Source organism: Plantibacter sp. 2H11-2 (assembly GCF_050031945.1).
In the GTDB taxonomy this organism is placed as follows: Bacteria; Actinomycetota; Actinomycetes; order Actinomycetales; family Microbacteriaceae; genus Plantibacter; species Plantibacter auratus.
On the sequence record NZ_JBNBBL010000008.1, the window covers coordinates 114953 to 126589 of the forward strand.

The window sequence follows — 11637 nt, forward strand, 5'->3', positions numbered from 1 at the left end:
ACGCACTCGTGGACGGCAGATGACGTGTTCGCATCGGCTCCCGATGTCGCGCGGCGGACGACCGACGGCCGGGTCAGCCGACATTCGCGCCGAAGAGCAGGCCGAGCACGTAGGTCGCCGCAGCAGCGCCGTACCCGATCGCGAGTTGTCGCAGTGCCCGGCAAAGCGGTGGCCCCCCGGAGAGCAGCCCGACGACGGCGCCGGTGCCGAGCAGGGCACCCCCGACCAGGAGCGCGGCGACCAGCAATGCAGCGACACCCTGCAGTCCGAACAGGTAGGGCAGGACCGGGATGACGGCGCCCGACGCGAAGAAGCAGAAGCTCGAGAGCGCGGCACCGAGCCCGGTCCCGATGGCCTCGTGCTCCATCGCCGTCCGGGCCTCGCGCTGGTAGGTGCCGGCGCCGACGCGGGCCAGGACGTCCGCTGCGTGGGCCTCGGCTTCATCGACCTCCATGCCGCGTGCCCGGTAGACGAGCGCGAGTTCGTTCGCGTCGACGTCGAGGTGGGGGAGGGCGTCGTCGGCCGCGGGGTTGGGGCTGGACGCCTCGAGCAGTTCCCGCTGCGACCGCACCGAGACGTACTCGCCGGCCCCCATCGACAGCGCGCCCGCCAGGAGGCCCGCGAGCCCGGCAGCGAGGACGACGCCGTTGCCGACGCCGGTGGCGCTCATGCCGATGACGAGCGCGAGGTTCGAGACGAGGCCGTCGTTCGCTCCGAACACGGCCGCCCGGAAGGTTCCGGACAGGCGGTTGCGTCCTCGGGCGGCCAGGCCCCGGACGACCTCCTCGTGGATCTGCTCGTCGGCGGCCATGCGCTCGGTGGCCGCCCGTTCGGTCGCGTAGGGCGAGCGCGACTCGGCGCGCTGGACGAGCGCCAGGACGAAGACGGATCCGAACCGCCTCGCGAGCCAGCCGAGCAGCCTGGTCCGCAGGTCACCGCGTTGCGGCTTGCCGACGTCCTCCCCGAGCAGCGCGATCCAGTGCGACTCGTGGCGTTTCTCGGCCTCCGCGAGCGCGAGCAGGATGTCGCGCTCCTCACCGCTCCGCCGCCCGGCGAGATCCCGGTAGACGGCGGCCTCGGCGCGTTCGTCGGCGAGGTACCCGCGCCACCGCCGCAGCTCGCGCTGGCTGGGCGGCTCGTGGCGTGCTGCGGATCCGTCCGCGGTCGACGTGCTCATCCGCCGATTGTCCCAGACACCGGTCGACCGGTGCGCTGCGCGGTACCGAGGCGTCCCCGGACTGGGGGCTCCTGGGCGAGGGCTTGTCCGCCAGCTGCGGTGCGTCCTGAGCCGATCTTCAGGCACCGCGATCTACGATGGTGCTCATGCCCGAGAACTCCGCCCCGTCCCTTGACGCCCCGCCGCTCGTCGGCGTCGTGATGGGCTCGGACTCCGACTGGAACGTCATGAGCGACGCGGCGCAGGTGCTCCGCGACTTCGGCGTGCCGTTCGAGGTCGAGGTGCTGTCGGCCCACCGCACGCCCGAGAAGATGATCGCCTACGGCAAAACCGCCTACGGCCGTGGCGTCAAGGTCGTCATCGCCGGTGCCGGTGGAGCGGCGCACCTTCCCGGGATGCTCGCCTCCGTCACCACGCTCCCGGTCGTCGGCGTCCCGGTGCCGCTCTCCCGCCTCGACGGCCTCGACTCGCTCCTGTCGATCGTGCAGATGCCCGCTGGCGTGCCGGTCGCGACCGTGTCGATCGGTGGCGCGAAGAACGCCGCGCTGATCGCCGTCAAGATCCTCGCCACGGCCGACGACGCCTTGCACCACGCGCTCGTCGCCTACGCCGAGGCCCTCGCCGACTCGGTCGAGGAGAAGAACCGGAACCTCAAAGCGCAGCTATGACGAGTGCAGCCACCGCCGCGAAGCCGATGCGGTACCCAGACACCCGTTCACGCGAGGTGATGACCAAGCGCGCCTGGTGGCTCGTCCTGCTCAACCTGCTGATCCCCGGCTCCGCACAGGTGCTCGCCGGGAACCGGAAGCTCGGTCGGTTCGGCCTCGGGTTCACCCTCTTCCTCTGGCTGCTCGTCGTCGTCGGCGTAGCCCTCATGTTCCTCGCCCGCGAAGTGCTCTTCACCCTCGCGACGAACCCGATCGCGCTGACCGTCGCCCAGGTCCTCCTCGTCGCCTACGCGATCCTCTGGGTCGTGCTGACGCTCGACACCTTGCGGCTCGTCCGTCTCGTCAAGGCCTCGCCGAACGCCAGGCTCGGCGTCGCGCTGTTCACCACCCTCGCCATGGTGCTGGTGGCCGGTGGGGCCGGGTACGGAGCGGTCGTCGCCGGCGCGACCCGCGGCTCGATCTCCTCCATCTTCGGCAACACCGGTCCGTCGGAGCCGCCGGTGGACGGCTACTACAACATCCTGCTGCTCGGTGGTGACGCCGGCCCCGACCGCGACGGGATGCGGCCGGACAGCATGTCGGTCGTCAGCATCAACGCGGAGACCGGGCAGGCGACGACGATGTCCATGCCGCGCGACCTCGTCGACATCCCGTTCCCCGAGGGCAGCGAGATGGCGTCCCTCTACCCGGACGGCTACGACGACTCCTGCGATGTCGACGTCTGTCAGCTCAACTCGATCTACACCGAGATCGAGCTGAAGAACCCCGAACTGTTCCCCAAGGCGACGGCCGAGGCGAGTGAGCCCGGCATCGAGGCGATGAAGCAGGCCGCGGAGGGCATCACCGGGCTGCACATCCAGTGGTACGTCCTCATCGACATGTACGGCTTCGCCACGCTGATCGACACGCTCGGTGGCGTCGACATCGACGTCAAGGAACGGCTCCCGATGGACGGCGACGCCGACCTCGAGAACGTCACGGCGTGGATCGAGCCCGGTAAGCAGCACATGGACGGCTGGACGGCGCTCATGTACGCCCGGTCGCGGCACTCGACGAGCGACTACGACCGCATGGAGCGCCAGCACATCCTGCAGACGGCGATGCTCAAACAGTTCAACCCGGCGAACGTCCTCGCGCGCTTCCAGGACGTGGCGGCCGCGGGAGGAGACGTCGTCAAGACCGATGTGCCGCAGGGCATGCTCGGTTACTTCGTGAACCTCGCGCTGAAGACGCGCGAGCTGCCGATCAACTCCCTGCAGTTCGTCCCGCCGACGATCGATCCGGAAGAGCCTGACTACACGCTCATCCACCAGATGGTGCAGGACCAGCTGTTCCCGCCGTCGCCGAGCCCGGAGCCCGACGCCGGCTGAGTCCCGGTCCCTGAGCCACCCACCCGGTCCCTGAGCCTGTCGAAGGGCTCAGCGCACGGTCGCGATGATCTCGCCGTGCGGAACGGCGAACCATCCGTCGGCCGCGTCGACCCAGTCCCGCCACGCCGTCGAGATGAGGACCAGGTCGTCGTCGTCCGCGATCCCGGTCTCGAGCGCCTGGGTCGCGAAGCTGGAGGTCTGCGCCCGCTCCGACCACGCGCCGCCCCACCACTCGCGGTCCGCAGGGGATTCGAACGACCAGACGCTCGCCGTGCTGCGCAGCTCCGTCAGCCCGGCTTCCATCGCCCACGACTTCAGCCGGCTCCCGGCATCCGGTTCACCGCCGTTCGCCCTGGCGAGCTCCTGGTAGATCTCCATCCACCGGCTGAGGCCGGCGGACAGCGGGTACCAGACCGCCCCGCCGTAGACGATCTCGCGGAGGGCGATGATGCCGCCCGGTCGGACCACCCGTCGCAGTTCGCGGATCACGGCGACCGGGTCGGCCACATGCTGGAGGAGCTGGTGCACGTGGGCGACGTCGACGCTGTCGTCAGGGAGGTCGAGTGCATAGGCGTCACCGACCGTGAAGCTGACGTTCCCGACGCCGGCGGCGGCGGCACGGGCTCGGGCGTCGGCGGTGACCTGGTCCGAGGCGTCGACGCCGATGACCGTGCCGGGCGCCACGAGGCGGGCGAGGTCGAGCGTGATCGTGCCTGGCCCGCTGCCGAGGTCCAGGACCTGGAGGCCCGCGTGCAGATGGGGGAGCAGGTGTGCAGCGGAGTTCTCGGCGGTGCGCCAGGAATGGGTACGCAGGACGCTGGGATGGTGGCCGAGCGTGTAGCGCTCGCGAGCGGTCGAAGAGGTCACCCATCAACCCTACGAGTGTCGGATCGGCCGTCCGCCCACGTTACGAACGGGCGGATTCAGCGGCGTGAATCGACGCTGATCGTCATCATCCCGGCCGGCTCAGATCTCCGCGTGGAGCTGCCAGACGCGTTCGGCGGAGTCGCGCCAGCTGAAGGCCTGCTCGCGGTCCATGCCGAGGATGCGCAGGCGCGAGAGGCGTTCGCTGTCGCCGATGACGTCGTTGATGGTGGCGATGAGTCGATCGGCGTACCCCTTGGCACCGGACTCGACCACGACGCCGGCTCCACCGCCGACCTCGACGAGCGCCGGCACGTCGGAGTGGATGACGGGCGTGCCGAAGCGGAACGCCTCGACGAGCGGGAGCCCGAACCCTTCGGCGAGACTCGGGTAGACGAAGGCGGTCGCGCGGTCGAGGACGACGGCGAGGTCGGCGTCGTCGAGGAATCCGAGTGCACGCACCCGCCCCTCCGGCAGACCGGCCTCATCGGCCACCTGCGCGAGGGTGACGTCGCCCCAGCTGTCGGTGCCGACGATGAGCAGCGGGAGGTCGGGGGCGCCGGGGCGGCCGAGGCCGGTGATGAGCTCCGCGATGCCGCGGCGGGGGTCGAGCGAACCGACCGACACGAGGTATTCGGATGGGAGGTCGAGCGTCCGTGCACGGCCGTCGGCGTCGGTCGGGATGGTGAGCGTGGTCGCGGCGGCACCGCCGATGACGCGGACGCGGTCGCCGAGATCGACGATGTCGCGCAGTTCGTCGGCGACCGCATGCGTCGGGACCACGATGGCGTCCGCGTGCTTCCGCGCCCGCTTGACCATCGCCTTCTGCCAGGCCACCGACATCGGCGTCAGGGACGAGGGGTGCGACCAGGCGAGTGTGTCGTGGATGGTGACGACGATCTGGTTGCCGTCGTTGATGCGGTCGTGGCGGTTGAGTGGGGCGAGCAGGCCCGGGGCGTGCACCATGCCGTTCGCCGTCCCCGGTGCCACGATGCCGAGCTGCCAGGCGGCACTGAGCTCGCGTCGCGGCAGCGTGGTGCGATGCAGCGTCGCCAGCCCGGGGAGCTTGGACTCGAGGAGGTCGATCTTCTCCTTCGGCACCGCCGAGACGATGCCCTCGACGTCGCATCCGGCCGGGGCACTCGCGATGAGCTCCCGGGTGAGTTCCTCGGAGTAGCGACCGACTCCACCGGCGACCGGTGCGACGATCTGGTCGACGACGACGCGGAGGGTGGTCACGGCGCCGTGACGACGCCGTGCTGCGTCGCTGCCTCGAAGGCCTCCCGCCAGTCGCGCATCGGCGCGAGTCCGGCGGTGGACCAGGCGTCGTGACCGAGCACCGAATAGGCGGGCCGCGGCGCGGGGCGGACGAACGCCGAACTGTCGGTGGGGGAGACCCTTGCGGGGTCGGCGCCGACCGCCGCGAAGACCGCCTGTGCGAACTCGTACCAGGAGGCCTGTCCGGCGTTGGTGCCGTGGTAGATCCCGGCAGGTGCGTCGGCGTCGAGCAGCGCGACGATCTGCGCAGCGAGGTCGGCGGTCCACGTGGGCTGTCCCAGCTGATCGGTGACGACGGCCGGGTCGACGCCGTTCGCCGCGAGCTTCGCCATGGTGGCGGCGAAGTTCGGCCCGTTCTTGCCGTACAGCCAGGCCGTGCGGACGATGTAGCCGCCGTTCGGGTGCTCGGCGAGGACGGCTCGCTCCCCGTCGGCCTTCGTCCGGCCGTAGGCGCTGATCGGGGCCAGCGGGTGGTCCTCCTGGTACGGCGAGGTGGCGGAGCCGTCGAAGACGTAGTCGGTGGACACCTGGACGAGCTTCGCGCCGGCCTCCCGGGCGGCGACCGCGAGGTTGCGGGCGCCGACGGCGTTCACGGCGGCTGCATCGGCCTCGTGTGATTCGGCGTCGTCGACCTTGGTGTAGGCGGCGGCGTTGATGACGGCGGTGTGACCCGCGACAGCGGCGCGGACCGCCTCGAGGTCGGTCACGTCGAGCTCGGCGCGACCGAGGGCGGTGACCTCACGACCCGTCAGGGCCTCCTGCAGGTCGTGGCCGAGCATGCCGGAAGCGCCGGTGATCAGGTACGTCAAGATAGGGGTCCTCTCGGGAGTGGCCCGTTCATCGTACCCGGCTCGGTCGTGGAGGTCGCTGACCGGGTGGCGTCGGTCGGCGGCTCCTCGAACAGGGTCCGCTGGGCCTCCTCCACACGGGCGAGGTTGGCCAGACCGTCCGCCCGGTGGTGCCCGTACACCCAGAACCGGTAGAGGAAGAACCGGAAGAGGGTTCCGAGGCCCAGCCCGATCACGTTCGACGCGATGTTGTCGGCGAGCAGCGAGGTGAAGCCGAGCACGTAGTGGCTCATGTAGAGGCACCCGACCGCGATGGCCATCCCGCCCAGGGAGACGATCACGTATTCGCCGAGCTCCAGGATGAAGTTCTTCCGGCGGTGCTCGCGGAAGGTCCAGTACCGGTTGCCGATCCAATTGAAGACGATCGCGACCGAGACGCTGATGACCTTGGCGCCGATGGGAGACTGGGCGAGGTGGTCATGCCCGAAGACGCCGACCCGCAGCAGGTTGAACACGAGGACGTCGAGGCCGAAGCCGATGAGTCCGACGACGCCGAACTTCACCGCGTACGCGGCGACGCCGTCCCAAAGGCGGCGGAGCAGGGGGATCATGGCGGGCCGTTCTGTGCGCGGACACTCGATTATGCCTGAGGCGACCGGCAACCGGACCGCGGCATCCCTCCGCAGGGCACCGTCTTGGTAGACTCCCCGGGTGCAGATCCGCGAACTGAACGTCCCCGACAGCTATGAGATCACGCCGAAGCAGTTCGGCGACGACCGAGGTGTCTTCCTCGAGTGGTACCGCTTCGACAAGCTCGAAGAGGTCTCCGGCCGGTCCATCAAGCTCGCCCAGTCGAACACCTCGGTGTCGAAGCGCGGCTCGGTGCGCGGCATCCACTTCGCGGACATCCCGATCGGCCAGGCGAAGTACGTCACGGCCACGCGCGGCGCCGTCCTCGACTACGTCATCGACATCCGCGTGGGCTCACCGACCTTCGGCCAGTGGGACTCGGTGCTGCTCGACGACACCGACCGCAAGGCCATCTTCATCTCCGAGGGCCTCGGTCACTGCTTCGTCGCGCTCACCGACGACGCCACCGTCAGCTACCTCGTGACCGACGTCTACCGTCCCGACCGTGAGCACGGCATCAACCCGCTCGACGAGCGGGTCGGCCTCGTCATCCCGCCCGAGGCAGGCATCCCGCTGCTCTCACCGAAGGACACCGAGGCCCCCGGCCTCGACGAGGCGGCCGCCGCCGGCCTCCTGCCGACCTGGGACGACGCCCGGGCGTTCTACGCGACCTTGAAGGGGAACTGACGATGCGCGGCATCATTCTCGCCGGTGGATCCGGCACGCGGCTCTGGCCGATCACCAAGGGCATCTCGAAGCAGCTCATGCCGATCTACGACAAGCCGATGATCTACTACCCCCTGTCGACGCTCATGATGGCGGGGATCAAGGAGATCCTCATCATCACCACCCCTGAGTACAACGAGCAGTTCCGTGCACTCCTCGGCAACGGTGACGACCTCGGGATCCGGCTCGAGTACGCGGTGCAGCCCTCGCCAGACGGCCTGGCACAGGCCTTCATCATCGGTGAGGAGTTCATCGGCGACGAGAGCGTCGCCCTGGTCCTGGGTGACAACATCTTCCACGGCACCGGCCTCGGTTCCGCCCTCCGCAGCCACAACGACATCGACGGCGCGCTCATCTTCGCGTACCAGGTGGCAGACCCGAAGGCTTACGGCGTCGTGGAGTTCGACGACGACTTCAAGGCGCTCTCCATCGAGGAGAAGCCGGCCAAGCCGAAGAGCAACTACGCGGTCCCCGGGCTCTACTTCTACGACAACTCGATCGTCGAGATCGCCAAGACGATCGAGCCCTCCGCGCGAGGCGAGCTCGAGATCTCCACGGTCAACGAGCGCTACCTCGAGCAGGGCGCGCTGCAGGTCCAGGTGCTCGACCGCGGTACCGCCTGGCTCGACACCGGCACCTTCGAGTCGATGATGCAGGCGTCCGAGTACGTGCGCGTCATCGAGGACCGCCAGGGCTTCAAGGTGGGCTGCATCGAGGAGATCGCCTGGCGCGCCGGGTGGATCGACGACGAGCAGCTCGCCGCCCTCGCAGCGCCGCTGGTGAAGAGCGGCTACGGCCGGTACCTGCAGACGCTGCTGGCACAGCAGAGCTGAATCGGTTCGCTCCCTGCACCCGACCTGCGCTCAGCGTGGGTCGGGTGTCGGCGTTCCAGCGTCCGCCGGTGGGTCCAGGTCTGCAGCATCGGCCGACTCCGGATGGACGACGACCGCAGTCACACGACCTCGTACGACCGCGTAGACGCAGACGGCGACGTCGACGATGATGAGCAGGAAGCGGCTGACGAGCACGATACCGAGGATCGAACCGGCGGCGACGGTGTTCGCGAGCACCAGGGCCAGGATCGCCTCGCGGACGCCCGCGCCCGCCGGTGCGATGACCGCCAGGAAGCCGGCCACCCAGGCGAGCGAGTAACCGAAGACCGCCGGCAGGATCGCCGCCGGGTCGACAGTGCCCAGCGCGGACACGATGCACCAGAGGTGGACCCCGAACGCGCCCCAGCTGGCCAGCGACCAGCCGACGGCGGAGAGGAGGGGCAGACTGCGGAGTTGCGGGAGCTCGTCCCGACGCCGCATCAGGGTGAACATCCATCCCAGCACGAGCCGCATGACCGGGGGCAGCAGCGCGATCACGCCGATGGCGACGAGGGCGATCAGGAGCGGCGCGTATTGCCGGAGGGCGGGGAACCCGAAGAGCGCTCCGACCGCGAGGGTCGAGCCGGTGACGAGACTGACTCCCAGCTGTGCCGTGAGCGTCACGACCGTCGTGGCAGTCGGCAGGCCCGCGCGACGTCCGAGCTGGCTTCCGGCGACGATCGGCCAGACCCCGCCCGGGATGTACTTGCCGATCTGCGAGACGAAGACCACGTAGCCGGCTTCGCGGACCGAGATGCGGTGGCCGAACGCGATCACGATGGCCCGCCACGCGAGCATGGACAGGGCCACCCCGGCGAACCCGGCGAGCGCGGACCCGACGAGCCACCACGGATCCATCCGTCCCACGCTCGTCGAGAACGAGGACCAGTTCGCGACCACGGTCCAGGCGATGCAGGCGACGACCACGGCCGCGAAGCCGACCTGGAGCGGCTTCCTATACTTGGAGAGGATCTTCATGGGATGTGCCCATTATCCCGCAGCGACCCGTGAAGGAGTCACCCGATGCCGAAGCCCAGACTCCTCGTGCTGGCGTCCACCTGGCCGGCGGTCCCCGAGGACGGGACGCCGTCGTTCGTCCGCGACCTCGCGATCGAGGAGGCGGAGCAGTTCGAGGTGCTCGCCCTCGTGCCGAGGGTGCCCGGTTCCGTGGCCGAGGAGCAGGACGGACCGATCCTCGTCCGGCGCTACCGCTTCTTCCCGACGAGATGGGAGGATCTGGCGGACGGCGCCATCCTCGAGAACCTTCGCGCCCGCCGGACGCGGTGGCTGCAACTGCCGTTCTTCCTGCTCGGTCAGCTCGTCGCGACCCGCCGGGCGGTGCGGCGATTCAAGCCCGATGTGCTCCACGTGCACTGGATCGTGCCGCAGGGGATCATCGCGCGTGTCGCCGCCGCTCGGGTGCCGAAGCTCCTCACCTCGCCTGGCGGCGACATCTACGCGCTCGATTCGGCGCCGATGCGCCGGGTGAAGCGCTGGGTCCTCGGGAACGCGGACCGGGTGACGGTCATGAACCGGGACATGTTGGCGCGAGCCGTGGAGCTCGGGGTCCCCGCCGAGCACGCCAGGGTGCTCCCGATGGGCACCCGGCTGCCTGCGGTCGACGCCCGAGCCGACTCGCGACTCGACATCGTGCCGCTTCCGGAGGACGACCGCCCCCTGCGCATCCTCTTCGTCGGGCGGCTCGTGGAGAAGAAGGGGCTGCACGTGCTCCTGCGCGCACTGCGTGGGCTCCCGGCCAGTCCCGCGTGGACCCTCGAGGTCGGCGGGGACGGTCCACTCCGCGGAGCGTCCGAGGCGCAGGCCGAGGGCCTTCCGGTCACGTTCCACGGCCAGTTGGATCGGGACGCGCTCGATGCCGCCTTCGCGAGGGCCGATGTGGTGGTGTTCCCCTCGGTGCTCTCCGCCTCAGGGGATCAGGACGGCCTGCCGGTGGTCATCCTGGACGCGTTCGCCGCCGGAGCCTGCATCGTCGTCTCCGACCTCCCCGGGCTGAACGAGGCCGTCGTCGACGGGGTGAGCGGCTTGATCGTGCCGCCGGACGACGCAGACCGTCTGACCGAGGTGCTCGGTCGGCTGCTCGCCGATGCTCCACTCCGAGCGCACCTCCGGCGGGGTGCCCGGGAACGGGCGACCGAGTACTCCCTGGAGACGGCGGGCGCTCGATACTCGGCCGTGCTGCACGAGGTGCTCGCCGAGCGCGCTCGGTGAACCGCCCTCAGTCGCCGTAGCGTTGCAGCTTGAGGTAGTCCAGTGTCTCCTCGCTGAGGGTCCGGTTGATCCGGGTGAGGTCCGCCACGACCCCGATCGCGAAGGACAGGAGCGATCCCATCAGCAGCGTGGCACCGACGAGCAGCGACTGCAGGTGGTTCCCGCCGTCGTCGATCCACATGAGGACGGCGTACCGCAGGAACGGGATCAGTCCGGCGACCGCGAGCAGGGCTCCGAGACCGGCGAACACGACGTATGGCCGGTACATGAGGTAGGCACGGGTGATCGCGACGCCGGACTGGTACATGTGCTCGCCGATGTTCCGGAAGAGCCTGGACTCGCGGGTCTTCGCGTTGGTCGTGACCGGGATGCTGGTGATCGCGAGACGCTTGTAGCCGGCCTGGATGATCGTCTCCATGCAGTAGCTGAACCGGGTGACGACGTTCAGTCGGATCAACGAGTACTTCGAGTACGCCCGGAAGCCGCTCGCCGCATCGGGGAGGTCGGTGCCCGCCGCCTTGTTCACGACGAAGCTGCCGAAGCGTTGCATGGACTTCTTGAACGGCGAGAAGTGCTCGATCAGCGCGGTCTGGCGGTCGGCGACGACGATGTCGGCGTCACCGCGGAGGATGGGCTGGACGAGATCTCCGATGCGGTCCTGGGGGTACTGGTTGTCGCCGTCGGTGTTCACGACGATGTCGGCGCCGTGCAGCAGCGCGTAGTCGACGCCGTCGCGGAAGGACCGCGCGAGACCCATGTTCCGGGTGTGTTGGACGATGTGGTGCACCCCGTGCGCCCGAGCGATCTCGACCGTGCGATCGGTCGACCCGTCGTCGATGACGAGGATCTCGATCTCGTCGATTCCCGGGATGACGGTGGGGATGGAACTCAACACCAACGGAAGGGTCTCCTCTTCGTTCAGGCAGGGGATCTGAACAATGAGTTTCATACGACCTTCTCGGGTGGCTCCGGACACAACCCTCCCATTATCCCCGAGGTCGGCGGAACCCGGCCCACCGAGCGGCACCGTGCCTG

At 69.4% G+C, this 11637-nt stretch carries 12 protein-coding genes; 5 read left to right on the forward strand and 7 right to left on the reverse strand.

Annotated features, from left to right (window positions below):
• Positions 1 to 73: 73 nt before the first annotated feature.
• Positions 74 to 1177: a VIT1/CCC1 transporter family protein gene (locus ACQG07_RS15530; RefSeq protein WP_426738733.1), complete on the reverse strand. Its 1104-nt coding sequence runs from the start codon at positions 1175 to 1177 to the stop codon at positions 74 to 76.
• Between the two features lie 146 nt (positions 1178 to 1323).
• Between ACQG07_RS15530 and purE the strand changes: the two genes are divergently transcribed.
• Together purE and ACQG07_RS15540 are read left to right on the forward strand one after the other, a co-directional pair.
• On the forward strand, positions 1324 to 1845 hold the full coding sequence (gene purE, locus ACQG07_RS15535; RefSeq protein ID WP_426738734.1) for a 5-(carboxyamino)imidazole ribonucleotide mutase: 522 nt from the start codon (positions 1324 to 1326) through the stop codon (positions 1843 to 1845).
• Complete coding sequence (locus ACQG07_RS15540; protein ID WP_426738735.1) at positions 1842 to 3215, forward strand: LCP family protein; 1374 nt, start codon at positions 1842 to 1844, stop codon at positions 3213 to 3215. Before purE ends, ACQG07_RS15540 begins: the two co-directional genes overlap by 4 nt.
• A gap of 48 nt (positions 3216 to 3263) precedes the next feature.
• On the opposite strand, the gene ACQG07_RS15545 is transcribed toward ACQG07_RS15540, so the two are convergent.
• From ACQG07_RS15545 to ACQG07_RS15560, 4 genes are all read right to left on the reverse strand, one after another.
• On the reverse strand, positions 3264 to 4082 hold the full coding sequence (locus tag ACQG07_RS15545) for a methyltransferase domain-containing protein (protein ID WP_192006809.1): 819 nt from the start codon (positions 4080 to 4082) through the stop codon (positions 3264 to 3266).
• 99 nt (positions 4083 to 4181) lie between these two features.
• On the reverse strand, positions 4182 to 5318 hold the full coding sequence (locus tag ACQG07_RS15550; protein WP_426738736.1) for a glycosyltransferase family 4 protein: 1137 nt from the start codon (positions 5316 to 5318) through the stop codon (positions 4182 to 4184).
• Positions 5315 to 6166: a dTDP-4-dehydrorhamnose reductase gene (gene rfbD, locus ACQG07_RS15555; protein WP_426738737.1), complete on the reverse strand. Its 852-nt coding sequence runs from the start codon at positions 6164 to 6166 to the stop codon at positions 5315 to 5317. The genes ACQG07_RS15550 and rfbD overlap by 4 nt, the downstream gene beginning before the upstream one ends.
• Complete coding sequence (locus ACQG07_RS15560) at positions 6163 to 6756, reverse strand: GtrA family protein (protein WP_426738738.1); 594 nt, start codon at positions 6754 to 6756, stop codon at positions 6163 to 6165. The genes rfbD and ACQG07_RS15560 overlap by 4 nt, the downstream gene beginning before the upstream one ends.
• A gap of 100 nt (positions 6757 to 6856) precedes the next feature.
• On the opposite strand from ACQG07_RS15560, the gene ACQG07_RS15565 reads away from it, so the two are divergent.
• Positions 6857 to 7462, forward strand: a complete 606-nt coding sequence (locus ACQG07_RS15565; protein WP_426738740.1) for a dTDP-4-dehydrorhamnose 3,5-epimerase family protein — start codon at positions 6857 to 6859, stop codon at positions 7460 to 7462.
• A gap of 2 nt (positions 7463 to 7464) precedes the next feature.
• Positions 7465 to 8334 (forward strand): glucose-1-phosphate thymidylyltransferase RfbA, encoded by an 870-nt coding sequence (gene rfbA / locus ACQG07_RS15570; protein ID WP_192006805.1) that lies wholly within the window; start codon positions 7465 to 7467, stop codon positions 8332 to 8334.
• 30 nt (positions 8335 to 8364) lie between these two features.
• Here rfbA and ACQG07_RS15575 read toward each other — a convergent pair whose 3' ends face one another.
• Positions 8365 to 9351, reverse strand: coding sequence for a lysylphosphatidylglycerol synthase domain-containing protein (locus ACQG07_RS15575; RefSeq protein WP_426738741.1), 987 nt, complete (start codon positions 9349 to 9351; stop codon positions 8365 to 8367).
• 45 nt (positions 9352 to 9396) lie between these two features.
• Between ACQG07_RS15575 and ACQG07_RS15580 the strand changes: the two genes are divergently transcribed.
• On the forward strand, positions 9397 to 10602 hold the full coding sequence (locus tag ACQG07_RS15580; RefSeq protein ID WP_426738742.1) for a glycosyltransferase: 1206 nt from the start codon (positions 9397 to 9399) through the stop codon (positions 10600 to 10602).
• 7 nt (positions 10603 to 10609) lie between these two features.
• Here ACQG07_RS15580 and ACQG07_RS15585 read toward each other — a convergent pair whose 3' ends face one another.
• Complete coding sequence (locus ACQG07_RS15585) at positions 10610 to 11551, reverse strand: glycosyltransferase family 2 protein (protein WP_426738743.1); 942 nt, start codon at positions 11549 to 11551, stop codon at positions 10610 to 10612.
• Between the last annotated feature and the right edge of the window lie 86 nt (positions 11552 to 11637).

Bases quoted from the DNA above. Each gene is read 5' to 3' on its own strand.
- ACQG07_RS15530 (WP_426738733.1), bottom strand. From the start codon at position 1,177: ATGAGCACGTCGACCGCGGACGGATCCGCAGCACGCCACGAGCCGCCC.
- purE (WP_426738734.1), top strand. From the start codon at position 1,324: ATGCCCGAGAACTCCGCCCCGTCCCTTGACGCCCCGCCGCTCGTCGGC.
- ACQG07_RS15540 (WP_426738735.1), top strand. From the start codon at position 1,842: ATGACGAGTGCAGCCACCGCCGCGAAGCCGATGCGGTACCCAGACACC.
- ACQG07_RS15560 (WP_426738738.1), bottom strand. From the start codon at position 6,756: ATGATCCCCCTGCTCCGCCGCCTTTGGGACGGCGTCGCCGCGTACGCG.
- rfbA (WP_192006805.1), top strand. From the start codon at position 7,465: ATGCGCGGCATCATTCTCGCCGGTGGATCCGGCACGCGGCTCTGGCCG.
- ACQG07_RS15575 (WP_426738741.1), bottom strand. From the start codon at position 9,351: ATGAAGATCCTCTCCAAGTATAGGAAGCCGCTCCAGGTCGGCTTCGCG.
- ACQG07_RS15580 (WP_426738742.1), top strand. From the start codon at position 9,397: ATGCCGAAGCCCAGACTCCTCGTGCTGGCGTCCACCTGGCCGGCGGTC.
- ACQG07_RS15585 (WP_426738743.1), bottom strand. From the start codon at position 11,551: ATGAAACTCATTGTTCAGATCCCCTGCCTGAACGAAGAGGAGACCCTT.